Consider the following 23,873-nt stretch of genomic DNA (forward strand, 5'->3'; position numbering starts at 1 on the left):
GGCAGTGGCGGCAGCGCACGCGCCGGCCGCTGCCCGGCGACCCCGTCGGCGTTCCGGGCCGACTCCGCGAGGTGGACACCGTGAAGCACTGGCGGGCCCTGATCGTCCTTGGCACGGCGCAGTTCCTGATGGTCCTGGACACGTCCGTGATGAACGTGTCCATCAGCCGGCTCGTCGAGGACTTCGACACCGAGGTCACCGCCATCCAGGCCGTCATCACCCTGTACGCGCTGGTCATGGCGGCGTTCATGATCATCGGAGGCAGGTTCGGAGACATCCTGGGGCGGCGCCGCATGTTCCTCCTGGGACTGGTCGTGTACGGCGCCGGGTCGGCGCTGACCGCCGCGGCGCCCACCCTGTGGGTCCTCACACTGGGCTGGTCCGTCATCGAGGGGCTCGGAGCCGCCATGGTGCTGCCGGCCATGGCCGCCCTCGTCGCGGAGTCGTACGGCGGGCGGGACCGGGCCGTCGCGTACGCGGTCATCGGCGGGCTCGCCGGCGCCGGGATCGCGGTCGGCCCCCTGCTGGGCGGCTGGGTGACGACGTACCTCACCTGGCGGCTGGTCTTCGCCGGCGAGGTCGTGGTCGTCGTGGCCGTCCTGCTGTGCCGCCGGGTGATCGCGACGCCCGCGCCGACCGGGCGGCGCCCACGGCTGGACTGGGTCGGTGCGGTCCTGTCCGCGGCCGGACTGGGGCTGGGCGTGCTCGGGGTGCTCCAGAGCAGCACCTGGGGGTGGGTGCAGCCCCGCAACCCTCCCTTCACCGTCCTCGGCTTCGCCCCGACACTGTTCGTGATCGGGGCCGGGGCGGCCGTCCTGGCCGTGTTCCGGCACTGGGAGCGGCGGCAGGACGAGCGGGGCGCCGACCCCCTCGTCCACCTGTCCCTGCTGCGCAGGCCGGTGCTGCGGGCCGGCCTGATGACGCTGCTGAGCCAGAACCTCATCCTGCTGGGCCTGTTCTTCGCCATCCCGCTGTACTTGCAGGTGGTGCAGGGGTTCAACGCCTTCGAGACCGGGCTGCGCCTGCTCCCCGTCTCCGTCACCATGCTCGTGACCTCCCTGTCCGCGTCCTCGCTGGGGCGGGTGGTGGGGCCGCGGAGGGTGGTCCGGGTGGCGCTGGTGACGCTCGCCGCGGCCATCACCTGGCTGCTGGCCACCATCGACCCGGTCATCGACGACGCGCAGTTCGCCGGGGCCATGGCCCTGCTGGGCGTGGGCGTCGGCCTGCTCGCCTCGCAACTGGGCAACGTCGTGCAGTCCAGCGTCGGCCAGGAGGAACGCAGCGAGGCCGGAGGGCTCCAGTTCACGGCCCAGAACCTGGGCTCGGCGCTGGGCACGGCGCTCATCGGCTCCATCCTCATCGGGGCGCTGGCCCATGCCTTCACCTCGCAGGTGGCGGAGAACCCGCGGCTGTCCGAGCAGACCCGTGAGCAGGTCGGGGTCACCCTCCAGGCGGGGATCACCTTCGTCTCCACCGACCAGGTGCGTGCCGCGGCGGAGCGCGCCGGGCTGCCGCCGTCCGAGGTCTCCGCCGTCACGGACTCGTACGCCTCCGCGCAGCTCGACGGCCTGAAGGCGGCGATCCTCGCCACCGGTGGCATCGCGCTGGCCGGCTTCCTGGTCACGCCGCACCTGCCGACCGCCCGGACGAGCCGCCCGCAGGAGCCGGACGGCGACGCCCCGGCCGGAACCGGACCGGCACGCTGAGCCCGAGGGAGCCCCCGCATGACCAGGACGAGGCCCGGACCGGCCACCAGCCGCGCGGCACGCCGCGCCGAGCGCCGGGCCCACGCGGACTACACCGGCGGCGTCTACGGATCGATGCTCGCCGCCTCGGTGGTGATCGGCGCCGGCACGCTGGGCGCGTTCCCCCGCACCGAAGTGGTGCTGCTGCTGTTGCTCACCGGCGTGGTCTTCTGGATCGGGCACGTGCACGCCCAGTTGTTCGGGGCGCGTCTCGCGCAGCGGGCCCCGGACCGCCGGGTGGTGCTCCGGGTGTGCCGCGAGGAGTGGCCGATCGTCAAGGCCGCCGTCCCGCCGGCAGCCGCCGTGGCCGTGAGCCCCCTGCTGGGCCTGGACGTGCGGGGCGCCCTGTGGCTGGCCCTCTCCGTCGCCGTGGCCGGCCAGGTGGGCTGGTCCGTGGCCGCCGCACGCCGCGCCGGTGCTCCGCCGCGGCTCATGGCCGTCACGGCGTCGGTCAATCTGCTGCTCGGGCTGCTGATCATCTCCTTCAAGCTCTTCCTGACGCACTGACCCCGGCGGGCGGGCGGCCGGCGACGGTCACCTGTACCGGGTGAGGCCCGGAGGGGACGGGAGGCGGAGGATCGTAGGGAAGGTAGCCGTCCGTCTGTCCGGGACAGTTCGTGGAAGGACGCCTGGTGCGCTACGAGATCCGGGTCGAGGGGCACATGTCGGAAACGCTGGCGAAGGCCTTTCCGGAGCTGGGCCATGTGGTGATGTCCGGCCAGACGGTCCTGTACGGCCCGGTCGTGGACGAGGCGCACCTGTACGGCCTGCTGGCGCGCTGCCAGTCGCTGGGGCTGCGTGTCATGGAGATGCGGCAGTTGCCGGAGTGACGGCGCCGGGCGTACCCGGGGGAACGGCCCGCGGATTCGGACGGGTCACGGTCCGGTGAGGTCCCCCGAGGTGTTCAGAGCCGCTCCGCCCTGATCCGGCCGGAGCGGTGCGCGGCCTCCAGCGCCTGGAAGTCCCGCTCGTTGCGGTCGGCGTAGGACTGCGCGAACTCCGCGAGCGCCCGGTCGAAGCGGTCGCTGCCGCCCAGGTAGGCGGCGATGGCGACGGGGTCACCGGAACGGGCGTGGGCCCGCGACAGGGACGCCCCGCACAGTCGGGCGAACAGGGTGAGCAGGCGCGGCTCCATCGTCTCGGGCCGTGCGATGCCCTTCCAGTCCCAGAGCTGGCGCACGTAGAAGTCCCGGTCCTGCCCGTCGAGGCCCACGACGTGCGTCCAGCCGAGGAAGATGTCGCCGGACGTCTGCATCAGGCGCTGCCCGGACACCACCCGGCGGCCCTGGTTGCCGTGGTGCTCGCCGCCCGTGTGGGCGGCCAGTACCGACTCCTGGGCCTCCTTGGCCTGGAGCAGCAGGGGGTCGTCGTCGTCCCGGCCGAGCAGGAGCAGCACCCAGCAGCGCGTACCGACGCTGCCGACGCCCACCACCTTCCTGGCCATGTCCACCAGGCGGTAGTGGCGCAGCAGGTGCCGGCGCTCGGGCGGAAGGGTCCGTGCGTACCCGTGCAGGAGGGCGTCGAAGTCCCTCTCCCCCACGGCCTCGTAGGAGCCGGCCGCGAGCTGGTCGAGCGGGGTGATCAGCGGGGGGTCCGGCGCGATGCGCCGCCCCTCGGCGGTGACGTGGGTGAGCTTGGAGAAGGCCTCGAGGTGGGTGCGCGTGCGGGCGCGTGCCGCGGCCCTCGCGGTCCGGCGCCGGGCCTCCCTGTCCATGGAGGAGGCCAGCAGCTCGCGGAGCCGGTCGGCGTCGTCCTGGGCGTACCAGACGTCCAGGGTGCGCATGCCGGCGAAGGCGCGCATCCGCTCCCGGTACGCCTTCACGCAGGCCCGCACGACGCCGTCCTGCTCCTTGGCCGGGAAGCCGTTCGCCCGGGCGGCCGTCACGAAGCCGGCCGCCAGCCGTTTCACGTCCCATTCGAAGGGGCCGGGCAGGGTCTCGTCGAAGTCGTTGATGTCGAAGACCAGACGGCGCTCCGGTGAGGCGAGGAGCCGGAAGTTCAGCGGGTGGGCGTCCCCGCAGAGCTGCACCCGGAGCCCGGTGTCGGGCAGGTCCCCCAGGTCCGCCGCCATGATCGCGGCCGCGCCGCGGTAGAAGCGGAACGGTGACTCCAGCATGCGGCCGTAGCGGATGGGGACCAGCTCCGGTACGCGGTCCGCGGACTGTCGCTCGATCACGTCGATCGGGTCGGGGCGCGACGTCGCCGTCTCGAACCGGCCGTGGCCGGAGCGCGGGGCGCGTTTGCGCGCGTCCTTCCCGTGCGCCGCCCTCTCGGCCGGGGGCAGGGACGGGGTGAAGGCGCTCGGTACGGTCATGATCCGGCCTCCTGGTCGGGTGTCCCGGTGTCGGTGCCGGAGTCCGGGCCGGCCCCGGGCTCCCGCCCCCGCCGCCGCAGTCCCGCCTGCACCGCGCCCGCCAGCACCCGTGCGGCGACGCCCACGAGCAGCAGGCCGCCGGTCATCTGGAGCATGGTCAGCACACGCCCGGTCGAGGAGCGTGCCGCGATGTCGCCGAAGCCGACGGTGCTGAACGTGGTGAGGGTGAAGTACAGCGCGTCCGTCCTGGTCAGGGGCTCGCTGAAGGAGCCCGGGGCGGAGCGGTCCAGCAGGTAGTAGGCGCCGGCGAAGAGCACCAGGAACAGCGCCAGCGTGGCGGCCAGTGCCTCGACGGCCTTCAGGCGCGGGTGGGGTGAGCGGACGATGGCCCGCACCTCCCACCCGAACACCAGCAGAACCGCCGCCAGACCGGCCGCCAGCAGTGCCGACGTACCGGCCGCGCCGCGATCGTCCAGGGGCAGCAGGTAGTACGCGGCCACGAGGCCGACGGCGATGAACACGGCCCGGGCGACCGACACCACCACCGCCCGCTGGGGGCGCGAGGGCCACCGGGGCGGGACGTCCCCGTCCGGGCTCGGTTCGCTCATCTCGTGTCTCCTTCGCCGCCAGGACCACCTCACCGCCCCGGCGGCGGCGGCGGATCACCCGTGAGGGGTGACCCCGGGGGCCGGACACCGGCGTGACCCTGGAACGGTCGGGTCCCCGCGCGCGGACCACGTCCTCGTACGCGGCCACCCGTCGGCGGTCCCTGAGCGACCGCCCGGTCATGCGAGGAGGAGCCATGAGCATGCCGCCGCCCGGTGGGGCACCGCGCACCGGACCGGACCACCGGCCGGGAGGCCCCGGGCCCGGGGCCGACCCCGCCGACGCGCTCGCGCGGCTCGGCCGGTCATGGACCTGGCTGCTGGGCTCCGCGGCCGCGACGCTGGTCGCGGGGGTCGTGATCCTGGTGTGGCCGGAGGGGACCCTGCACGTCGTGGCGGTGGTCCTCGGGCTGTACCTGCTGGCGACCGGGGCGTTCCACTTCGTCGCGGTCTTCGCGCGCAAGGGTCACGAGCGGCTCTCGGGCCTGCTCCTGGCCGTGCTGTACGTCCTGGCCGGGGTGCTGTGCCTGCGGAACCCGCTGCAGACGATCGCCGCGCTCTCGCTGATCGTCGGGGCCGTCTGGCTCGTCTCCGGAATGCTCACCCTCTACGCGGCTCTCACCGCCGAGGACCTGCCGCACCGCGGTGTCGTCCTGGGCGCCGCGCTGCTCGGCGTCGTCGCGGGGATCGTGGTCCTCGCCCTGCCGGCCGAGTCGGCGCGTGCGCTGACCCGGCTGCTCGGCCTGTGGCTGGTCCTGCTCGCGCTGGGCGAGGCGGCGGTGGCCCTGTCCTGGCGAGCCGCGCTCCGCAAGGCGCACTCGGTGGCGCCGTCCGCCCCCATGGAAGGGCACCGGCCATGAACCACGCCCCGACCCCTGATCGTCCCGACCCCGGCGGAGCCGGGCACCCGGAGCACGCCATGACCGCCGGCGAACGGGCGGAGTACGAGCGTCTGCGCCGCCACGCGGCGGTGCGCCACCGGGGAGTGCGCCGGGCGTCCGCGGTGGTCCTGCTGCTGCTGACCATGCTGCTCGCGCCCCTGGCCGTCGCCGCGGCCTGGGTCCAGGACACGGTCTCCGACACCGACAGGTACGTGGAGACCGTCGCGCCGCTGGCGTCCGAGCCGCCCGTGCAGCAGGCCGTGATCAACCGGCTCACCGACCGCGTGGTGGCGCAGGTGGACGTCAAGGCGGTGACGGACGCGCTCGCCAGGTCCCTCCAGGAGGCCGGGGCGCCGCCCAGGGTCGTGGAGGGGGCCGGCGAGCTCACCGCCCCGCTCCAGAGCGCGGTCAGGTCCGTCGTGGACCGCACCATCACCGGCGTGATCACCAGCGACACCTTCCAGCAGGCGTGGGAGGGCGCGAACCGGCGGTCGCACGCCGCGGTGGTGAACATGCTCACCGGTGACGACGACGGTGTGGTGCGCGCCGAGGGCGACACCGTCCAGCTCGATGTGGGCGAGGTCGTCGACCGGGCGAAGGAACGGCTCGTCGCCGCGGGCTTCGAGAAGGCCTCGGCCATCCCGGACACCGACCGGACGATCACGCTGTTCGAGACCGAGCAGCTCAGCAAGGCGCAGGACACGATGCGGCTGCTGGACGTCCTGGGCGTCTGGCTGCCCGTCCTGACCGTCGTCCTCGCGGTGCTGGCGGTGTGGGCGGCTCCGGCGCACCGGGTGATGGTGATGATCACCGCGACGGGGGTCGGGGTGATGATGGTGCTGCTGCTGGTCGGGCTGGCCGTGGTCCGGCGGGTCTATCTGGACTCGGTCCCGCCCACGGCGCTGCCCCAGGACGCGGCATCGGCGATCTTCGACACGTTCGTGCGGTTCCTGCGCGACAGCACGCGCACCCTGCTCGTCGTCGCGGTGGTCGTCGCGCTGATCGCGTTCCTCTACGGTCACGGGCGGGTCGCCCGGGCCGTGCGCGCGACGGCCGGACGGGGCACGACGGCCGCCGGCGGGGCGCTGCACCGCGCCGGGCTGCACACCGGGTCCACGGGACGCTGGCTGGCGGACCACCCGGGGTGGACCACCGGTGGCGTGATCGCGGCCTCGGCGCTGACGCTGGTGCTCTGGAACCATCCCACGGTCGGGGCGGTGGCGCTCGTCCTGGGCGTCGCCCTGGCCGTCGTGCTGCTCCTGGCGATCCTCGCGGCCGCCTCCGGGCCGGGCGGCCGGGCGGCGGACCGGACGTCGGACCGGGCGGTCCCGTGAGTCATGGTCCAGCGGTCCGGGCCCCCGGAGAGGGGGCCGTCCCGCGGGCGTGCCGCGGGACGGCTCACCGCCTGGCGCCGGGCCGCGGTCCTGCGGTCGGGGGCGGCGGCCCGGCTGCTGTCCCGCCTGTCGGCGCTCAACATCGTGGAGGGGTCCGTACGGCTGGCGGCGCAGGCCTTCCTCACCGCGCTGCCGTTGCTGATGACCGTGGCGGCCTTCGCCCCCGACTGGATGGAGGACCTGCTGGCCGACTCCGTCCGCGCGGTGCTGGGGATGAGCGGCGAGACGCTCGAGGAGATGCGGAAGGTCTTCGCCGCGTCCGGCACTCCGCGCAACACGGTGGGGGCGGTGGGGGTGGTGGTGACGCTCCTGTCGGCCACGGCGTTCAGCCGGGCCCTCCAGGCGGTGTGCGAGCGGTGCTGGCGCCTGCCGCGTGCGCCGGTGCGGACGGCCCTGTGGCGCTGGCTGCTCTGGCTGGTCGTCTGGCTGGCGTTCCTCCTCCTCCAGGCGCCTCTGCGCGAGGGGTTCGGCGGGGGCGCCGTGACCGGGCTGGTGCTGTCGCTGCTGTCGGCGGCCCTGCTGTGGTGGTGGTCGCAGCACCTGCTGCTGGGCGGCCGGGTCGGCTGGGGGAGCCTGCTGCCGGGAGCGCTCCTCGCGGGCGCCGGGACGGTCCTGCTGAGCCGTGCGGCCCGGGTGCTGGTGCCCACGGCCATGGAACGCAGCCTGGACGAGTTCGGTCCCCTCGGTCCCGTCTTCACCTTCCTGTCCTGGCTGATCGCCGTCTTCCTGGTGGCCGTCTCGGGGCTCGCCCTCGGCGAGTACGTCTCCGGAAGCTCCTGGTACGCGAGGGTCGCCGCACCCCTCCGCCGCCACGGGCCGGCCGGCCGCTGAGACCCCTCACCCCCGGCGCACATTCACCCTCGCCGGGTGAGGCCGCCCGGGGGGAGCCGTGCGCACGCTGGAACGGCACACAACCCTGCCGGGCGAACGCCCTGGACGGAGGACGGACATGAGCGCACAGACGTACCTGGCGTACGACTTTCCCCTGTTGAGCGCCTTCTGGACGATGCTCGTCTTCTTCCTGTGGGTCCTCTGGTTCGTCCTGCTCTTCCGGATCATCGTCGACATATTCCGGGACGACGACCTGAGCGGCGGCGCCAAGGCCGGCTGGCTCGTGTTCTGCATCGTCCTGCCCTTCCTGGGCGTGTTCGTGTACGTGATCGCCCGCGGCAAGAACATGGGCCGGCGGGAACAGGCGCAGGCGCGTGCCCAGCAGGAGGAGTTCAAGGCGTACATCAGGGAGACCGCGGCGGACGGCCGGACCAGCAGCGTCGACGAGCTCGCCAGGCTGTCGGCGATCCGCGAACGGGGCGACATCACGGACGAGGAGTTCCGCAGGGCGAAGGACCTGGTCCTCAGCGGCCACGGCACGACCAAGCACTAGTCGGGTGACTCCAACCCGCACCCGTGCCGCTGAGCATCCGTACACCACGAAAAGAGGCGCACGATGACCGCACAATCCCGGCATGTACACACGGCGAGGCAGGACCTGGCAACCGGCCTGACGGCCTTCGCGGCCGTGATGCTCTTCCTCGTCGGGGTGCTCGACATCTTCCGCAGCATCATGGCCATCGCCGAGGACGACATCTTCGTCACCACGCCCAACTACGTGTTCCAGTTCGACCTCACCGGGTGGGGCTGGATACACCTCGCCCTCGGCGCGCTTGCCGTGATCGTCAGCCTCGGGCTCTTCCAGGCCTCGACGTGGGCGCGCGTCGCCGGAGTGGGGGTCGCCGGACTCGTCATCCTGGCCAACTTCCTCTCCCTGCCGTACTACCCGGTGTGGTCGATCGTGATGATCGCCCTGTCGAGCTTCATCATCTGGGCCCTGTGCGTGGTCCGGAAGGACCCCTACGCCGACAGGTCGGCCGAAGGCACGGGACGCCCCATGTGAGCGGACGGGGCGGCCCCTCACCGGGCCGCCGGCGGACCGGGAACGGCGGGCGGCGGCGCGAGGAAGGGCCGGACGGTGGGACGACACGGCGAGCACGCGAGGGGACGGGGCGGGCCGGAGGCGACCGTACGCGGGAGCCGCCCCGGACCGCGTCTCCTCGCCGTGCTCGCCCTGCTCGCCCTGGCGGCCTGCGTCCTCGTGCCGCTGGTCGCCGCCGGGCTGCGGAGCGTGCTGTGGGTGCCGGCCGGCATCGCCGGACTGGCGCTCGCGGCCGTCGGCGTGTGGTGGGCCCTGGCGCACACCGGTCCGCTCCGCGTCCTCGGGGCGGCCCTGTCGGTGGTCGCCCCGGCCGCCGTCCTCGCCCTGTTCGCCGCGTCCGGCATGCTGTGGCCGGCCGTGGTCTCCGTCGGCCTGTGGGTCGTGGCCGTCACGTCGGCGCGCAGAGCCCTGGCCCCCGGTGACCCCGCCCGTGGGCGGGCCGTCGCCGAGGCCCCGCGGGCGCCGTGGGTCGTGATGAACCCGCGCTCCGGCGGTGGCAAGGTGGACCGCTTCGGCCTGGTGGAGAAGGCCCGGGCGGCGGGCTGCCGGGTCGTCCTGCTCGACGGGGGCCAGGACGTCGTCGCACTGGCCCGGCAGGCCGTGGCCGAGGGGGCCGATCTGCTGGCGGTGGCGGGCGGTGACGGCACCCAGGCGCTGGTGGCCGAGGTCGCGGCGGACCACGGCCTGCCGTTCGTGGTGATCCCCGCGGGCACCCGCAACCACTTCGCCCTCGACCTCGGCCTCGACCGCGAGGACCCCTCAGCGGCCCTGGAGGCCCTGACCGACGGCGTGGAACTCCTGGTGGACCTGGGGTACGCGGCGGACCGGGTCTTCGTCAACAACGCCTCGTTCGGCACGTACGCGGTCGTCGTCACCGACCCCGCGTACCGGGACTCCAAGGCCCGCACGACGCTGCGCACCCTGCCGGGCCTCCTCACCGGCGAGGGCGCGCCCCGGCTGCGGGCGCGGGCGGACGAGACCCGCGTCGACGGCCTCCAGGCGCTGCTGGTCAGCAACAACCCGTACGGGCGTGCCGCCGACGCGGCCCGGCCGGGGCGCCGGGAGCGGCTGGACACGGGGCTCCTCGGCGTGGTGTGCGTACGGGTCGGCAACACCGCCCAGGCGGCGCGCCTGGTGCGCGGTCCGGGCTCCGGCGGCCTGCTGCGGCTGAACGCCGCGGAGGTGGTCGTCGAGTCCGGCACGGACACGCTTCCGGTCGGCATCGACGGGGAGCACGTCGTGCTGCCGTCACCCGTCGTGTGCCGCATCGCCCCCGGGGCGCTCCGGGTCCGCGTGCCACGCCGCCGGCCCGGCACGTCACGGACGGGCGGGGTGACGGCCGACTGGCCGCGCGTGGCCCGCCTCGCGCTGGGCCGCCATGTACCGGGCCGGGGTCCGGACGGACGCGCCTGATCCTAGAATCAGCTCCCATGTCGCATCCTGATGAACTGCTCGTCGACATCGCCGCCACGGTGGAGTCGCAGCACACCACTCAGATGTCTCTCACCGTCGTGGTCCACGGGGCCGTGATCACCGGCCGGCTGGCGCCCGAGTCCGTGTGGCGGCAGCGGGTGGCCGAGGTCCTGAGGGACTCGGAACGGCTCGGTCCGTTCGCCGGCACCTTCGCGCCGCCCGGGGGCACCGCCTCCCGGTCGGCGGGGGCGCCCACGCATCTGCACTTCCACGTCGCCAGAATCCTCCAGGGGCAGGTGGGCATCCCCGAGACGGGCGGGATGTACCGGATCGCCATCAAGGACGTGAGCGCCTGGACGGTGGGGGACTTCAGCTACTCCGACCAGTGAGGCGCGCGCGTCGCAGCAGCGCCTCCACCTCCACCAGCCGCAGCGGCCGGGCCAGCAGGGCGAACACCCCCGCGATCACCACAGCCCCGGCCGCCGCGGCCACGAACGGCCCGCCCCCGCCCGTCCACCGCGCCGTCAGGTACCCGAGCCCGGCCGCGGGGGCGGCCGCCACCAGCAGCCGCACCAGTGCGGGCAGGGCGCCGCCGCCGCGCCCGGGCAGCCGCCGCCGCAGCACGTACGCGGTGGCCGCCCATCCGCACCACAGCGCCACCGAGTACGCCCCGGCCAGGCCGGCCACCACCCACCGCGCGGGCAGCACCTGGTAGGCCGCCACCGACAGGCCCGCTTGGACGGCCGTGATCAGCAGGTTGAGCAGGAACGGTGTCCGGGTGTCGCGCAGCGCGTAGAAGCCCCGCGTCAGCACGTACTGTCCGGAGAAGGCGAGCAGCCCCGGGGCGAACGCCATCAGGACGGCCGCCATGCCCGCGATGTCGTCCGCGCCGGTCCTGCCGTACTGGAAGACGGCGGCCATCAGCGGCCCGGCCAGCGCGAGCAGCGCGCAGGACGCGGGGACCACGGCGGCCGCGCCGGTGCGCAGCCCGTAGGAGACGTCCCGCCGCACCCGGGCCGTGTCGCCCTCCGCCGCCGCGCCGCTCATGCGCGGCATCAGGGCGGTGACCAGCGAGACGGTCACGATGCCGTGCGGGACCATCCACAGCAGGTAGGCGTTGGTGTAGGCGCTGAACCCGGCGCCTCCGTCGATGCCTTCGGCCGCCGCCCGGGTGCCCGCGGCCGTGGCGAGCCGGGTGACGACCCAGAACGCGCCCTGGTTGGTGAGCACCAGCAGCACCAGCCAGCCGGCCGAGCGCAGTGGGGCGGTCAGGCCGCTGCCGCGCCAGTCGAAGCGGGGCCGGTAGCGGAAGCGGGCGGCTCGCAGGGAGGGGAGCAGGGCGAGCGCCTGCACCACGATCCCGGCGGTGGTGCCCCAGCCGAGCAGCGTGGTCTCGGCGGCGCTGAGGCCGCCGCCGTCACTCGTGGCGAGGTACAGCGCGAACACGGCGATGACGACGACGTTGTTGAGGACGGGCGTCCACATCATCGCGCCGAACCGGCCGCGGGCGTTGAGGACCTGTCCCAGGAGCGTGAACAGCCCGAGGAAGAAGATCTGCGGCAGGCAGTAGCGGGCGAAGGCGACCGTCATCGTGGCCTGCGGGCCGGTGTAGTCCGTGTACGCGCCGATCAGGGCGGGTGCCGCGAGAACCGCGCCGGCGGTCAGCAGCAGCAGCCCGAGCAGACAGGCCGTCAGCAGCCGGTCGGTGTACGCCCTGCCCCCGTCGTGGTGCTCCTTGGCGGCCCTGACCAGCTCGGGCACGAAGACGGCGTTGAGGGCGCCGCCGAGGAGCAGCATGTAGACGATGTTGGGGATGGTGTTCCCGACGCCGTACCCGTCGGCGATCATCCCCGTGCCGAGTGCGGCGGCGACGACGGCGGACCGGACGAAGCCGGTGGCGCGGGAGAGCAGCGAGCCCGCGGCCATGACGGCGCCGCTGCGTGCCAGGGACGGTGAGGACGGCGCCGGTGACGCCGGCTTCGCGGACGTGTCCGGCGCCTGGGTGGCGCTCATGCGGTTCTCCCCCCGGGTGTCGGCGCCCCGTGACGCCGTGGTCGGCACCCAGTATCAGCCGCTCATCTCCCACAGCAGGACCTCGGCCGGGGCGGCGGCGATCAGTTCCAGCCCTGGGGCGGCGGTGATGCGGGCGGCGTCGCCGGGGGTCAGTTCGTCGTCGCCGAGCCGCACGGTGCCCCGGACGACGTGGACGTACACGAAGGCGGCGTCCGGGACGCCGATCCGCTCGCCGGGCGCCGTCGGGCGGCGTACGTGGAGCATCGCCCCCGCCCCCGGCAGGGCGTACGGCGTCGCGTCCGCGAGGCCCCGGACCACCTCGTACGCCGGGTCGCCGCCCGGCACCTTCGGGGCCAGCCACATCTGGACGAAGACCAGGGGGGTGTCGCCGTCGTTGCGTTCCTCGTGCCGGACCCCGGCGGCGGCGCTGAGGTGTTGTACGTCACCCGGGCCGATCCGGGAGGTGTGCCCGGCGGAGTCGCGGTGGGTGAGCTCGCCCTCGACGACCCAGGTGACGATCTCGGTGTGGCTGTGGGGGTGCTCGTCGAACCCGGAGCCGGGGGCGAGCCGCTCCTCGTTGCAGGCCAGGATGGCGCCGAACCGGAGGTTGTCGGGGTCGTAGAAGCGGCCGAAGGAGAAGGCGTGCAGGGTCTCGATCCCGGCCGTCGCCTCACCGCCGCGGTAGCGCTCGCCGGCCCGCGTCACGGACCACGCCGGGCCGCCCGTGGTGGGCCGCGGGCGGGCCGCCGCGCCGTCTGGATGCCATGAACTCACGGGACCACCGTAGACCCGGCGCCGCACCCGGCCGCCGCGATGAGGCAGTCTTGTCCCGTGCCTGAACCCGCAGCGAACGACGCCCACCCCCATGCCGCCACCCTGAAGCGCCTGCAGCAGTCCTCCGGACGGCTCGCGGCGAACGCCATCGCCCGCATGGACGAGACGCTGCCCTGGTACCGGGCGATGCCGCCGGAGAACCGGTCGTGGATCGGTCTGGTCGCACAGGCCGGTATCGCGGCGTTCACCGAGTGGTTCCGGCACCCGGAGACCCCGCAGGCGATCTCGACCGACGTCTTCGGCACGGCGCCGCGCGAGCTGACCCGGGCGATCACGCTGCGCCAGACCGTGGAGATGGTCCGGACGACGATCGAGGTCATGGAGGCGGCGATCGAGGAGGTCGCCGCCCCCGGTGACGAGTCGGTGCTGCGCGAGGCGCTGCTGGTGTACGCGCGGGAGATCGCCTTCGCCACGGCGCAGGTGTACGCGCAGGCCGCCGAGGCGCGCGGCGCGTGGGACGCCCGGCTGGAGTCCCTGGTGGTGAACGCGGTGCTGTCCGGCGAGGCCGACGAGGGTGCCGTGTCGCGGGCGGCGGCACTCGGCTGGAATTCGCCGGAGCACGTGTGCGTGATCCTCGGCACGGCCCCGGACGGCGACAGCGAGCTGACGGTGGAGGCCATCCGGCGGGCGGCCCGGCACGCGAAGCTGCAGGTCCTGACCGGGGTGCTGGGCGACCGGCTGGTGGTGATCGCGGGCGGCAGCGACAACCCGCTGCACGTCGCGAAGGCGCTGATCGGCCCGTACGCGGCCGGGCCGGTCGTGGCCGGGCCGATCGTGCCGGACCTGCTGGCGGCGACCCGCTCGGCGCAGGCCGCGGCGGCGGGCCTGAAGGCCTGCTCGGCCTGGCAGGACGCGCCGCGTCCGGTGCTGGCGGACGATCTCCTGCCGGAGCGCGCGATCGCCGGTGACCCGTCGGCGCGTGAGCAACTGGTGGAGGAGATCTACAGACCGCTGGAGGAGGCGGGCTCGGCGCTGCTGGAGACGCTGAGCGTCTACCTGGAGCAGGCGAGCAGCCTGGAGGGCGCGGCCCGGATGCTCTTCGTGCATCCCAACACCGTGCGCTACCGGCTCCGACGTGTGACCGACGTCACCGGATGGTCACCCTCCGATGTGCGTTCGGCGTTCACCCTGCGGATCGCGCTGATCCTGGGGCGTCTGGTAGACGGAGATCCGCAGTCCTAGACTTTTGTCGAACACCAACAATTCCCCTGACGGTTCTTCGTCCCTGTCCCCACGGGCGGGGGACACCGTCCACAAGAGAGAGTGTGAGGGTGCTCGTACTCGTCGCTCCCGGCCAAGGCGCTCAGACGCCCGGCTTCCTGACTCCCTGGCTCGACCTCCCCGGCGCCGCCGACCGCGTCGCCGCGTGGTCCGACGCCATCGGGCTCGACCTCGTCCACTACGGCACCAAGGCCGACGAGGACGCCATCCGTGACACGTCGGTGGCCCAGCCGCTGCTGGTCGCCGCCGGACTGCTGTCCGCCGCCGCGCTCGGCGAGGTGGCCCCCGGTGCCGTCGCCGGTCACAGCGTCGGCGAGATCACGGCGGCCGCGTTCGCCGGTGTCCTCGACGACACGGCCGCGCTCGGCTTCGTACGGACGCGCGGCCTGGCGATGGCCGAGGCCGCCGCCATCACCGAGACCGGCATGTCGGCGCTGCTCGGTGGCGAGCCGGAGGTCACCGTCCCGCACCTGGAGAAGCTGGGCCTGACCCCGGCGAACGTGAACGGCGCCGGCCAGATCGTCGCCGCCGGCACCATGGAGCAGCTCGCCGCCCTGGCGGAGGACAAGCCCGAGGGCGTGCGCCGCGTGGTGCCGCTCAAGGTCGCCGGCGCGTTCCACACGCACCACATGGCGCCCGCGGTCGCCACGCTCCAGAAGGCCGCGGAGGGCCTGACGGTCGCGGACCCGGCCGTGACGTACGTCTCGAACAGGGACGGCGAGACCGTCGCCACGGGCGCCGACGTCGTCGCCCGCCTGGTGGGGCAGGTCGCCAACCCCGTCCGCTGGGACCTGTGCATGGAAACGTTCCAGCGGCTCGGCGTGACCGCCCTCGTCGAGGTGTGCCCCGGCGGCACGCTCACGGGCATCGCCAAGCGCGCCCTGAAGGGTGTCAAGACGCTCGCGCTGAAGACGCCGGACGACCTCGACGCGGCCCGCGCGCTCATCGCCGAGCACGCGGCGCCCGCCGCCTGACAAGGAGCCATAGAGCATGGCGAAGATCAAGCCCAGCCAGGGCGCCCCGTACGCGCGCATCATGGGCGTCGGCGGTTACCGGCCCACCCGGGTCGTGCCCAACGAGGTCATCCTGGAGACGATCGACTCGTCCGACGAGTGGATCCGCTCGCGTTCCGGCATCGCCACCCGCCACTGGGCCTCCCCCGAGGAGACCGTGACGGCGATGTCGGTCGAGGCGGCCGGCAAGGCGATCGCCGACGCCGGGGTCACGCCCGAGCAGATCGGCGGCGTGATCGTCTCCACCGTCTCGCACTTCAAGCAGACCCCCGCCGTCGCCACCGAGATCGCGGACAAGATCGGCGCGAACAAGCCGGCCGCGTTCGACATCTCGGCGGGCTGCGCCGGCTTCGGTTACGGCCTGACGCTCGCCAAGGGCATGGTGGTCGAGGGTTCGGCGGAGTACGTCCTCGTCATCGGCGTCGAGCGGCTCAGCGACCTGACCGACCTGGAGGACCGTGCGACGGCCTTCCTGTTCGGTGACGGCGCCGGCGCGGTCGTCGTCGGCCCCGCCAAGGAGCCGGCGATCGGCCCGACCGTGTGGGGCTCCGAGGGCGACAAGTCCGAGACCATCAAGCAGACCGTCGCCTGGACCGACTACCGCGACGGCACGGTGGAGAAGTTTCCCGCCATCACGCAGGAGGGCCAGGCGGTGTTCCGCTGGGCCGTCTTCGAGATGGCGAAGGTCGCCCAGCAGGCCCTGGACGCGGCCGGCATCACGGCGGCCGACCTGGACGTCTTCATCCCGCACCAGGCGAACATGCGGATCATCGACTCGATGGTGAAGACTCTGAAGCTGCCGGAGCACGTCACGGTCGCCCGTGACGTCGAGACGACCGGCAACACCTCGGCCGCCTCGATTCCGCTCGCGATGGAGCGGCTCCTGGCGACCGGTCAGGCGAAGAGCGGTGACACCGCGCTCGTCATCGGCTTCGGGGCGGGTCTCGTCTACGCCGCGACGGTCGTTACCCTCCCCTAGGCACCGTTCGGGTCTTCCCGGACGACCAGCCTCAAAAACCCTCTGAGAAACACCTCTGAGATACACACCGAAGGAGCGCCACATGGCCGCCACTCAGGAAGAGATCGTCGCCGGTCTCGCCGACATCGTGAACGAGATCGCCGGCATCCCGGTCGAGGACGTCCAGCTTGACAAGTCCTTCACCGACGACCTGGACGTCGACTCGCTCTCCATGGTCGAGGTCGTCGTCGCCGCCGAAGAGCGCTTCGACGTCAAGATCCCCGACGAGGACGTCAAGAACCTCAAGACGGTCGGCGACGCTGCCGACTACATCCTGAAGCACCAGGGCTGATCGGATCGCCACCCGGCGGTGGCGCCGCATTCCCCGCATACCTCATAGACGTGGAGAAAGAATTCCTGTGAACTCGACCAATCGCACCGTGGTCGTCACCGGTATCGGCGCAACCACACCGCTGGGTGGCGACTCCGCCGCGACCTGGGAAGGTCTGCTGGCGGGACGCTCCGGCGTCAAGCCCCTCGACGGAGACCGCTACGCCGACATGCCCGTCCGTATCGCGGCCCCCGTGGCCGTCGACCCGGCCGAGATCCTGCCGCGCCCGCTGGCCCGCCGGCTGGACCGCTCCGCGCAGTTCGCCGTGATCGCCGCGCGTGAGGCGTGGGCGGACGCGGGCTTCACCGCCCCGGCGGGCGAGGACGCGTCCATCGACCCCGACCGGCTCGGCACCGTCATCGCCTCCGGCATCGGCGGCGTGACGACCCTGCTCGACCAGTACGACGTGCTGAAGGAGAAGGGCGTACGCCGCGTCTCCCCGCACACCGTGCCGATGCTGATGCCCAACAGCCCCTCCGCCAACGTCGGCCTGGAGGTGAACGCCCGGGCGGGCGTCCACACCCCGGTCTCGGCGTGCGCGTCGGGTGCCGAGGCGATCGGCTACGCCATCGAGATGATCCGCACCGGCCGCGCCGACGTGGTCGTCGCGGGCGGCACCGAGGCGGCGATCCACCCGCTGCCGGTGGCCGCGTTCGCCAACATGATGGCGATGTCCAAGAACAACGACGAGCCGGAGAAGGCCTCGCGCCCGTACGACAAGGGCCGTGACGGCTTCGTCCTCGGCGAGGGCGCCGGTGTCGTCATCCTGGAGTCCGCCGAGCACGCCGCCGCGCGCGGCGCCAAGGTCTACTGCGAGGCGCTCGGCCAGGGCCTGTCGGCCGACAGCCACCACATCGCCCAGCCGGAGCCGACGGGGCGCGGCATCGCCGCCGCCCTCCAGAACCTGCTGGACACCACCGACCTGAAGCCGGCCGAGGTCGTACACCTCAACGCCCACGCCACGTCCACCCCGCAGGGTGACGTCGCCGAGGTCAAGGCGCTGCGCAAGGTGCTCGGCGACGAGCTGGACCACGTGGCGATCTCGGCCACCAAGTCCATGACCGGCCACCTGCTGGGCGGCGCGGGCGGCATCGAGACCGTCGCCACGGTCCTGGCCCTCCACCACCGCACGGCCCCGCCGACGATCAACGTCGACGAGCTGGACGAGGAGGTCGAGGCGGACATCGTGCGCGGCGAGCCCCGTGCGCTGCCCGAGGGCACGATCGCCGCGATCAACAACTCGTTCGGCTTCGGCGGCCACAACGTGGTGCTGGCGTTCCGGACGGTGTGACCTCGCGGCCGGCGACCGTGGACATGAGGCTGGGCCCGCCCCCTGGAGGGGGTGGGCCCAGTCCCATGTCCGGGCGGCACCGCGCCACGGCGGCCTCGGGGCCGGGCGGTGCGAGGGGCGCGTGAGGAATCAGACGACCTGGTGGAGCCAGCGGACCGGGGCGCCCTCGCCGGCGTAGCGGAAGGGCTCGAGTTCGTCGTCCCAGGGCTTGCCGAGCAGCCGGGCGATCTCGGCCTCCAGCTTGGTCTCGCCCTGGGCGGAGCGGGCGAGGGCGGCGCGCAGGCGGTCCTCGGGGATCAGGATGTCGCCGTGGATGCCGGTGACCGCGTGGAAGATGCCCAGCTCGGGCGTGGCGCTGTAGCGCTCGCCCTCGGCGGTGGCGCACGGCTCGGCGGTGACCTCGAAGCGGAGCATCTGCCAGCCGCGCAGCGCGGAGGCGAGTTTGGAGGCGGTGCCCGGTTCGCCCTGCCAGGAGAACTCGGCTCTCCACGTGCCCGGGGAGGCCGGCTGCCGGATCCAGTCGAGCTGGACCCTCGCACCGAGCACTCCCGCCACCGCCCATTCGACGTGCGGGCACAGCGCACGCGGTGCGGAGTGTACGTACAGGACTCCACGTGTCGTCACCGGGACCTCCAGTGTGGGACGAGGTTCGCCTTTCCCAGCGGCCTCAGTAAACAGCATCGGGAGTGAAACTCCGCAAAAGGGACAGCATGTGACGTGATGTAATTTACCGGAGCCGGTTGGCGAAGGCGCCTGACGGTTCGACGGGGAAAAGCTACCGTGCGCCGGGGCGCTTGGGATGACGTACGGTCTGCCCGGCGGAGCTCGACACCAAGCATTCACTCGCCAGGACGCCGACGAAAGGGCTACCGGATGGCTGCCGGCCGACGAGGCCGTATACGAACCGCCGCCGGGTGGACGGCGGCCGTCGCCCTGGTCTCGGGCGTGGCGCTGTCCGGGTGCGAGGCGGAACCGGGGGGCGGGCCGGGCGCGGCGTCGCGCCCCTCCGCGAGCCCCTCCCCCAGGCCCACCCCCGCGTGGGACACCAGTCCCGCGTCGGTCGCGGCCGTGGGTGACTCCATCACGCGGGGGTTCGACGCGTGCGGGCTGCTGGTCGACTGCCCGGAGGTGTCCTGGGCGACCGGCGGGGACGCCCGGGTGAACAGTCTCGCGCGGCGGCTCGTGGGCCCGTCGGCGCTGCCCGCCCGGAGCTGGAACCTGGCCAGGTCCGGGGCGCGGATGGCGGAGCTGCCGGGCCAGATGGCGGCGGCGGGCGCGAAGAAGCCCGGGCTGGTGACGGTGATGGCCGGTGCGAACGACGCCTGCCGGGACAGCACCGGGCTGATGACGCCGGTGTCCTCGTTCCGCTCCTCGTTCGAGGAGGCGATGCGCGCGCTGCGCGCGGTGTCGCCGAAGAGCCAGGTGTACGTGTCGAGCGTGCCGGACCTGAAGCGGCTGTGGACGACGGGGCGGGGCAGCGCGCTCGGCAAGCAGGTGTGGAAGCTGGGCGTCTGCCGTTCCATGCTGGGTGACGCCGACGACGTGGGCGCGGCCGCGGTGGAGCGGCGCGAGGAGGTGTACCGGCGGGTGGTGGCGTACAACGAGGTGCTCCGGGACGTGTGCGCGAAGGACCGGCTGTGCCGGTACGACGGCGGGGCGGTGTTCGACTACCGGTTCACGGGTGCGCAGTTGAGCCCGTGGGACTGGTTCCACCCGAGCACCGACGGCCAGGGGCGGCTGGCGGAGATCGCGTACCGGATCGTCACGTCATGAGGGTGTACGGCGAACCGTGCGGCCGGCTGGCCGACGGCACGGACGTCCACGGGTGGGTCCTGGAGCGGGCGGGGACCCGTGTGCGGGTCCTGACGTACGGCGGCATCGTGCAGTCGGTGGAGGTGCCCGACCGGGACGGCGCGGCCGGGAACGTGGTGCTGGGGCACGGCGAGCCCGCCGGGTACGAGGCCGATCCGGGACCGTACTTCGGGGCCCTGGTGGGGCGGTACGCGAACCGGATAGCGGGCGGGGTGTTCACCCTGGACGGGCGGACGCACCGGCTCGCGCGCAACGGCGGCCCGAACAGCCTGCACGGGGGCGAGCGCGGGTTCGACAAGCGGGTGTGGGACGCCGAGCCGGTCGAGGGCGGGGTGCGGCTGTCGCGGGTGAGCCCGGACGGCGAGGAGGGCTTCCCGGGGCGGCTGGAGGTAAGTGCCACGTACACCCTGGACGCCTCGGGCGCGCTGCGGATCGCGTACGAGGCGGTGACGGACGCGCCGACGGTGGTGGCCCTGACGAACCACACGTACTGGAACCTGGGCGGCGCGCACGAGATGCGGCTCGCGGCCGGGCACTTCACTCCGCTGGACGACACCGCGATCCCGACGGGTGAGATCGCGACGGTGGACGGCACCCGGCTCGACTTCCGGGACTTCCGTCCGGTGGGCACGGGGCTGGACGACAACTTCGTGCTCGACCGGGACGCCGGGGGCCCGGCGGCGGAGCTGTACTCGCCGCTGTCGGGGCGGCTGCTGACGGTCCGTACGACCGAGCCGGGCCTCCAGGTGTACGCGCCGGACCACCTCGACGGCGTGGCCCTGGAGACCCAGGCGTTCCCGGACTCCCCGAACCGGCCGCGGTTTCCGAGTACGGTCCTGCGGCCGGGTGAGGTGTACGCGTCCTGGACCGAGTACGCGTTCGGGATTCGCTAGTCCGTTCCGGCGACCGTCAGGACCGCGCGCAGGCGGGTGTCGGTGAGGGAGCGCCCCGCGTGGATCTCGTACGCGCCCGGGACGGCCGTCCACGCGCCGGCGGCCTCGTCCCAGATCTCGAACGCCCGCCTCGGGAGCCGGATCTCGGTCTCGGCGGCCTCACCGGGTCCGGCCGTCACGCTCGCGAAGCCGGCCAGCCAGCGCAGCGGGCGCTCCACGGGGTCGTCCACGGGGGCGACGTAGAGCTGGACGACCTCGCGGCCGGGGCGGGAGCCGATGTTGCGGACGCGGACGGTCGCGCCCTCCGGGGAGAGCTCCAGTGCCTCGTACTCCCAGGTGGTGTAGCCCAGGCCGTGGCCGAAGGGGTAGGCGGGCGCGGCGGAGGTCCGGTCCCAGGCGCGGTAGCCGGTGAAGAGGCCCTCGCGGTAGTGGAGTTCGCCGTCCACCGGGGTGACCTCGGTGACCGGCGCGTCGGCGAGCCGGGCCGGCCAGGTGGTGGGCAGGCGGCCGCCCGGCTCCTCGGCGCCGAGCAGGACGTCGGCGAGCGCGGCGCCGCCCTCCTGGCCGGGGAACCAGCTCAGCAGCACGGCCGCCACGTCGTCGCGCCAGGGCATCTCGACGGGCGAGCCGGCGTTGACGACGACCACGGTGTTCGGGTTGGCGGCGGCGACGGCCCGCACGAGGTCGTCCTGGCGGCCGGGCAGCTTCAGGTCGGTGCGGTCGAAGCCCTCGGACTCGACGCGCTCGGTGGTGGCCACCACGACGATCGCGGTGTCGGCGGCGCGGGCGGCGGCGGCCGCCTCGGCGATCAGCTCGTCGGGGTCGCGGCGCGGACCGAGGTGGACCAGGGAGAACAGCACGCCGGGCAGGGGCGCGGCGTGCTCCCGGTCGAGCGGGTGGAGCAGCGACACCTCGACGGGGACGCCCTCGGTGAGCGCGACCGTGCCGCGCTCGGTCGGGGCGCCGAAGAACGCCTCGAACGGGTCGGCCTCGTCGCCCATCTCCTGGACGCCGTCGTAGAGGGTCTCGCCGCCGACCGTGAGGGTGAAGGCGCCCAGGCCGCGGGTGCCGAAGGCGTGCTCGCCGCTCTCTCGGGGAGTGAAGGTGCCGGTGACCTCGACGCTGTGGAGCGTGTCGTGGGTGACGCCCTCGGGCAGGTCGTCGCCGATCCACTGGACCTGCCCGCTGGGCAGGGAGCCCTCGCCGAGCACGGTGCCGTGGGCGTCGCGGCAGACGGCGCGCAGGGTGAAGCCGGCGCCGGCGGGGGCGGGTTCGTCGGTGGGGTCGGCGCCGACGGCGTACGTCAGCGCGCCGGCGGGGAGCACGGCGGTGAGCCCGTCGAGCGGGGAGACCGTGCGGTCGGGGAAGACCTGGGCGGAGCCGCCGCCGAGGACGCGGGCGTCGCGGGCGGCGGCGCCGAGGAGGGCGACGGTCCGGCCGGGTGCGAGCGGGAGGGCGCCCTCGTTGCGGACGAGGACGAAGCCGCGGCGGGCGATCTCCCGGGCCAGGGCCTCGCCGTCGACGGGCTCCGGGAGCGCGGTGACGGCCGGTTCGGTGCCCTTCAGGGCGCCGACGCGGGCGGCGAGGCGCAGCACGTTGCGCACGGCGCGGTCGACGACGGCTTCGTCGACCTCCCCGGCGCGCACGGCGGCGGCGAGGGCCTCGCCGTAGACGGTGCCCGGCCCGGGCATGGCGAGGTCGAGGCCGCCCTCGATGGCGCCCTTGGTGTCGCGGGCGGCCATCCAGTCGGAGACGTTGACGCCGTCGAAGCCCCACTGGGCGCGCAGCACCTCGTTGACCAGGTGGTGGTGTTCGGTCATGGTGCGGCCGTTGACCCGGTTGTAGGCGGTCATGACGCCCCAGGGGCGGGCGCCGGTGACGATCGCCTCGAAGGGGGCGAGGTAGAGCTCGCGCAGGGGCCGGGGGGCGACGACGTTGTTCACGGTGAAGCGGTCGGTCTCGGCGTCGTTGGCGACGAAGTGCTTGACGGTGGTGGCGACGCCGCCGTCCTGGACGCCCAGCACGTATCCGGTGCCGATCTCGCCGGTGAGGTACGGGTCCTCGCTGTACGCCTCGAAGTGGCGCCCGCCCAGCGGTGAGCGGTGGAGGTTGACGGTGGGGGCGAGCAGGACGTGGACGCCCTTGCGGCGGGCCTCCTGGGCGAGGAGCCGGCCGGCGCGGCGGGCGAGGGCCGGGTCCCAGGTGGCGGCGAGCGCGGTGGGGGACGGCAGGGCGACGGAGGGGTCGTCGGCGGTCCAGCGCACGCCGCGCACGCCGATGGGGCCGTCGGACATGACCAGCGGGGCCAGGCCGATCTCCGGGAGGGCGGGCAGCGACCACATGTCCCGGCCGGCCAGCAGCCGGGTCTTGGTGTCCAGGTCGAGCGTGCCGAGCGCCGCCTCGACGGCCGCCTCGCGCGGGATGCCGGTCGGGTCTGTCACTGTCGTACCTCCGTGTCGGCGTGCGGGGGTGTCCATGGTGACGGCATCACCTGTAGGCCGGTAGGGTTCGTTATGTTTCCGTGACTTTCGTGGATCGGAGTGGGTGAGGATGGCAGCCGCCAGGGCCAGGAGCGAGGAACGGCGCGCCGAGATCGTGCGCGCCGCCCTCGAGGTGATCGCCGAGCGCGGCTACCGGGGCGCGTCGCTCGGGGCGGTCGCCGAGCGGGTCGGGCTGACCCAGCAGGGGCTCCTGCACTACTTCCCCACCAAGGAGGCGCTGCTGGTCGCGGTGCTGGAGGAGCGCGACCAGTGGGACACGGGCGGGAGCGGCGCCCGTGAGGGCTGGCGGCTGGACCTGCTGGACTCGCTCGTCGAGTACAACGCGATGAGGCCGGGCATCGTGCAGACCTTCTCGGCCCTGCTCGGCGAGAGCGTGACGGAGGGTCATCCGGCGCGGGAGTTCTTCACCCGCCGCTACGCCCAGGTGCGGGGCGAGATGGCGAACGTGCTGCGGGCCGCGTACGGGGACCGGCTGCCCGGCGGGCTGACGCCCGAGCAGGCGGCGCCGCTGATGACGGCGGTGATGGACGGGCTCCAGTACCAGTGGCTGCTCGACCCGGACGCGGTGGACATGCCGGCCGCCTTCCGGGACTTTCTGCGGCTGTTGGGGGCGCGGTAGCGTTCCGGGACCCTACGGAAGGACTGCCTCCTGTGTCCCGGA

At 73.6% G+C, this 23,873-nt stretch carries 24 protein-coding genes; 18 read left to right on the forward strand and 6 right to left on the reverse strand.

Annotated features, from left to right (window positions below; all coding sequences use genetic code 11):
• Nucleotides 1–80 precede the first annotated feature (80 nt).
• From E2B92_RS12825 to E2B92_RS12835, 3 genes are all read left to right on the forward strand, one after another.
• Nucleotides 81–1,706: an MFS transporter gene (locus E2B92_RS12825; RefSeq protein WP_126884064.1), complete on the forward strand. Its 1,626-nt coding sequence runs from the start codon at nucleotides 81–83 to the stop codon at nucleotides 1,704–1,706.
• Between the two features lie 18 nt (nucleotides 1,707–1,724).
• Nucleotides 1,725–2,252 (forward strand): hypothetical protein, encoded by a 528-nt coding sequence (locus tag E2B92_RS12830; protein ID WP_126884065.1) that lies wholly within the window; start codon nucleotides 1,725–1,727, stop codon nucleotides 2,250–2,252.
• Between the two features lie 125 nt (nucleotides 2,253–2,377).
• Nucleotides 2,378–2,575, forward strand: coding sequence for a hypothetical protein (locus tag E2B92_RS12835; RefSeq protein ID WP_126884100.1), 198 nt, complete (start codon nucleotides 2,378–2,380; stop codon nucleotides 2,573–2,575).
• A gap of 74 nt (nucleotides 2,576–2,649) precedes the next feature.
• Here the strand turns inward: E2B92_RS12835 and E2B92_RS12840 are convergent, their stop codons facing one another.
• Both E2B92_RS12840 and E2B92_RS12845 read right to left on the reverse strand, forming a co-directional pair.
• Nucleotides 2,650–4,059 (reverse strand): DUF2252 domain-containing protein, encoded by a 1,410-nt coding sequence (locus E2B92_RS12840; protein ID WP_126884066.1) that lies wholly within the window; start codon nucleotides 4,057–4,059, stop codon nucleotides 2,650–2,652.
• Nucleotides 4,056–4,667 carry a potassium channel family protein gene (locus tag E2B92_RS12845; RefSeq protein WP_126884067.1) on the reverse strand — a complete coding sequence of 204 codons (612 nt, stop codon included), beginning with the start codon at nucleotides 4,665–4,667 and terminating at the stop codon, nucleotides 4,056–4,058. The genes E2B92_RS12840 and E2B92_RS12845 overlap by 4 nt, the downstream gene beginning before the upstream one ends.
• A 194-nt stretch (nucleotides 4,668–4,861) precedes the next feature.
• On the opposite strand from E2B92_RS12845, the gene E2B92_RS12850 reads away from it, so the two are divergent.
• From E2B92_RS12850 to E2B92_RS12880, 7 genes are all read left to right on the forward strand, one after another.
• Nucleotides 4,862–5,524 carry an HdeD family acid-resistance protein gene (locus E2B92_RS12850; RefSeq protein WP_126884068.1) on the forward strand — a complete coding sequence of 221 codons (663 nt, stop codon included), beginning with the start codon at nucleotides 4,862–4,864 and terminating at the stop codon, nucleotides 5,522–5,524.
• Nucleotides 5,521–6,879, forward strand: a complete 1,359-nt coding sequence (locus tag E2B92_RS12855; protein WP_126884069.1) for a hypothetical protein — start codon at nucleotides 5,521–5,523, stop codon at nucleotides 6,877–6,879. The genes E2B92_RS12850 and E2B92_RS12855 overlap by 4 nt, the downstream gene beginning before the upstream one ends.
• 3 nt (nucleotides 6,880–6,882) lie before the next feature.
• Nucleotides 6,883–7,770, forward strand: coding sequence for a ribonuclease BN (locus tag E2B92_RS12860; RefSeq protein ID WP_126884070.1), 888 nt, complete (start codon nucleotides 6,883–6,885; stop codon nucleotides 7,768–7,770).
• Between the two features lie 118 nt (nucleotides 7,771–7,888).
• The gene (locus E2B92_RS12865; RefSeq protein WP_126884071.1) at nucleotides 7,889–8,323 is read left to right on the forward strand and encodes an SHOCT domain-containing protein; all 435 of its coding nucleotides are present in this window, start codon (nucleotides 7,889–7,891) and stop codon (nucleotides 8,321–8,323) included.
• Nucleotides 8,324–8,386: 63 nt separating this feature from the next.
• Nucleotides 8,387–8,833 (forward strand): DUF7144 family membrane protein, encoded by a 447-nt coding sequence (locus E2B92_RS12870; RefSeq protein ID WP_126884072.1) that lies wholly within the window; start codon nucleotides 8,387–8,389, stop codon nucleotides 8,831–8,833.
• A 75-nt stretch (nucleotides 8,834–8,908) separates the two neighbouring features.
• Nucleotides 8,909–10,285: a diacylglycerol/lipid kinase family protein gene (locus E2B92_RS12875; RefSeq protein WP_126884073.1), complete on the forward strand. Its 1,377-nt coding sequence runs from the start codon at nucleotides 8,909–8,911 to the stop codon at nucleotides 10,283–10,285.
• Between the two features lie 17 nt (nucleotides 10,286–10,302).
• Complete coding sequence (locus E2B92_RS12880) at nucleotides 10,303–10,674, forward strand: hypothetical protein (protein ID WP_126884074.1); 372 nt, start codon at nucleotides 10,303–10,305, stop codon at nucleotides 10,672–10,674.
• Here the strand turns inward: E2B92_RS12880 and murJ are convergent.
• On the reverse strand, nucleotides 10,655–12,298 hold the full coding sequence (murJ, locus tag E2B92_RS12885; protein WP_126884075.1) for a murein biosynthesis integral membrane protein MurJ: 1,644 nt from the start codon (nucleotides 12,296–12,298) through the stop codon (nucleotides 10,655–10,657). The genes E2B92_RS12880 and murJ overlap by 20 nt on opposite strands.
• Nucleotides 12,299–12,352: 54 nt before the next feature.
• Complete coding sequence (locus E2B92_RS12890; protein ID WP_235023810.1) at nucleotides 12,353–13,003, reverse strand: pirin family protein; 651 nt, start codon at nucleotides 13,001–13,003, stop codon at nucleotides 12,353–12,355.
• 108 nt (nucleotides 13,004–13,111) lie between these two features.
• Here E2B92_RS12890 and E2B92_RS12895 point away from each other — a divergent pair, with 108 nt between their 5' ends.
• The 5 genes from E2B92_RS12895 to fabF all read left to right on the forward strand — a co-directional run bounded on the left by E2B92_RS12895 (nucleotide 13,112) and on the right by fabF (nucleotide 18,006).
• Complete coding sequence (locus E2B92_RS12895) at nucleotides 13,112–14,314, forward strand: PucR family transcriptional regulator (protein WP_126884077.1); 1,203 nt, start codon at nucleotides 13,112–13,114, stop codon at nucleotides 14,312–14,314.
• Between the two features lie 89 nt (nucleotides 14,315–14,403).
• On the forward strand, nucleotides 14,404–15,327 hold the full coding sequence (locus E2B92_RS12900; protein ID WP_126884078.1) for an ACP S-malonyltransferase: 924 nt from the start codon (nucleotides 14,404–14,406) through the stop codon (nucleotides 15,325–15,327).
• 16 nt (nucleotides 15,328–15,343) lie between these two features.
• On the forward strand, nucleotides 15,344–16,345 hold the full coding sequence (locus E2B92_RS12905) for a ketoacyl-ACP synthase III (protein WP_126884079.1): 1,002 nt from the start codon (nucleotides 15,344–15,346) through the stop codon (nucleotides 16,343–16,345).
• 82 nt (nucleotides 16,346–16,427) lie between these two features.
• A complete protein-coding gene (locus E2B92_RS12910; protein WP_084897295.1) occupies nucleotides 16,428–16,676 on the forward strand; it encodes an acyl carrier protein in 249 nt (82 codons plus the stop codon).
• Nucleotides 16,677–16,743: 67 nt separating this feature from the next.
• Nucleotides 16,744–18,006, forward strand: a complete 1,263-nt coding sequence (fabF, locus tag E2B92_RS12915; protein WP_126884080.1) for a beta-ketoacyl-ACP synthase II — start codon at nucleotides 16,744–16,746, stop codon at nucleotides 18,004–18,006.
• A gap of 129 nt (nucleotides 18,007–18,135) precedes the next feature.
• Here fabF and E2B92_RS12920 read toward each other — a convergent pair whose 3' ends face one another.
• On the reverse strand, nucleotides 18,136–18,630 hold the full coding sequence (locus tag E2B92_RS12920) for a DUF3145 domain-containing protein (RefSeq protein WP_126884081.1): 495 nt from the start codon (nucleotides 18,628–18,630) through the stop codon (nucleotides 18,136–18,138).
• Nucleotides 18,631–18,879: 249 nt separating this feature from the next.
• Between E2B92_RS12920 and E2B92_RS12925 the strand changes: the two genes are divergently transcribed.
• Together E2B92_RS12925 and E2B92_RS12930 are read left to right on the forward strand one after the other, a co-directional pair.
• Complete coding sequence (locus E2B92_RS12925) at nucleotides 18,880–19,779, forward strand: SGNH/GDSL hydrolase family protein (protein ID WP_126884082.1); 900 nt, start codon at nucleotides 18,880–18,882, stop codon at nucleotides 19,777–19,779.
• Nucleotides 19,776–20,711 (forward strand): aldose epimerase family protein, encoded by a 936-nt coding sequence (locus tag E2B92_RS12930; protein ID WP_126884083.1) that lies wholly within the window; start codon nucleotides 19,776–19,778, stop codon nucleotides 20,709–20,711. Before E2B92_RS12925 ends, E2B92_RS12930 begins: the two co-directional genes overlap by 4 nt.
• Here the strand turns inward: E2B92_RS12930 and E2B92_RS12935 are convergent.
• Nucleotides 20,708–23,188 carry a beta-glucosidase gene (locus E2B92_RS12935; RefSeq protein WP_126884084.1) on the reverse strand — a complete coding sequence of 827 codons (2,481 nt, stop codon included), beginning with the start codon at nucleotides 23,186–23,188 and terminating at the stop codon, nucleotides 20,708–20,710. The two genes, E2B92_RS12930 and E2B92_RS12935, sit on opposite strands and share 4 nt — an antisense overlap.
• A gap of 73 nt (nucleotides 23,189–23,261) precedes the next feature.
• On the opposite strand from E2B92_RS12935, the gene E2B92_RS12940 reads away from it, so the two are divergent.
• The gene (locus E2B92_RS12940) at nucleotides 23,262–23,831 is read left to right on the forward strand and encodes a TetR/AcrR family transcriptional regulator (protein WP_126884085.1); all 570 of its coding nucleotides are present in this window, start codon (nucleotides 23,262–23,264) and stop codon (nucleotides 23,829–23,831) included.
• Nucleotides 23,832–23,873 lie beyond the last annotated feature (42 nt).

The organism is Streptomyces sp. WAC05374 (genome assembly GCF_004353505.1).
Lineage (GTDB): Bacteria > Actinomycetota > Actinomycetes > Streptomycetales > Streptomycetaceae > Streptomyces.

Coding starts and splice junctions, on each gene's coding strand:
- E2B92_RS12830 (WP_126884065.1), top strand. CDS start 1,725: ATGACCAGGACGAGGCCCGGACCGGCCACCAGCCGCGCGGCACGCCGC.
- E2B92_RS12840 (WP_126884066.1), bottom strand. CDS start 4,059: ATGACCGTACCGAGCGCCTTCACCCCGTCCCTGCCCCCGGCCGAGAGG.
- E2B92_RS12845 (WP_126884067.1), bottom strand. CDS start 4,667: ATGAGCGAACCGAGCCCGGACGGGGACGTCCCGCCCCGGTGGCCCTCG.
- E2B92_RS12850 (WP_126884068.1), top strand. CDS start 4,862: ATGAGCATGCCGCCGCCCGGTGGGGCACCGCGCACCGGACCGGACCAC.
- E2B92_RS12855 (WP_126884069.1), top strand. CDS start 5,521: ATGAACCACGCCCCGACCCCTGATCGTCCCGACCCCGGCGGAGCCGGG.
- E2B92_RS12860 (WP_126884070.1), top strand. CDS start 6,883: ATGGTCCAGCGGTCCGGGCCCCCGGAGAGGGGGCCGTCCCGCGGGCGT.
- E2B92_RS12865 (WP_126884071.1), top strand. CDS start 7,889: ATGAGCGCACAGACGTACCTGGCGTACGACTTTCCCCTGTTGAGCGCC.
- E2B92_RS12870 (WP_126884072.1), top strand. CDS start 8,387: ATGACCGCACAATCCCGGCATGTACACACGGCGAGGCAGGACCTGGCA.
- E2B92_RS12880 (WP_126884074.1), top strand. CDS start 10,303: ATGTCGCATCCTGATGAACTGCTCGTCGACATCGCCGCCACGGTGGAG.
- murJ (WP_126884075.1), bottom strand. CDS start 12,298: ATGAGCGCCACCCAGGCGCCGGACACGTCCGCGAAGCCGGCGTCACCG.
- E2B92_RS12895 (WP_126884077.1), top strand. CDS start 13,112: ATGAGGCAGTCTTGTCCCGTGCCTGAACCCGCAGCGAACGACGCCCAC.
- E2B92_RS12905 (WP_126884079.1), top strand. CDS start 15,344: ATGGCGAAGATCAAGCCCAGCCAGGGCGCCCCGTACGCGCGCATCATG.
- E2B92_RS12910 (WP_084897295.1), top strand. CDS start 16,428: ATGGCCGCCACTCAGGAAGAGATCGTCGCCGGTCTCGCCGACATCGTG.
- E2B92_RS12925 (WP_126884082.1), top strand. CDS start 18,880: ATGGCTGCCGGCCGACGAGGCCGTATACGAACCGCCGCCGGGTGGACG.
- E2B92_RS12930 (WP_126884083.1), top strand. CDS start 19,776: ATGAGGGTGTACGGCGAACCGTGCGGCCGGCTGGCCGACGGCACGGAC.
- E2B92_RS12935 (WP_126884084.1), bottom strand. CDS start 23,188: ATGGACACCCCCGCACGCCGACACGGAGGTACGACAGTGACAGACCCG.
- E2B92_RS12940 (WP_126884085.1), top strand. CDS start 23,262: ATGGCAGCCGCCAGGGCCAGGAGCGAGGAACGGCGCGCCGAGATCGTG.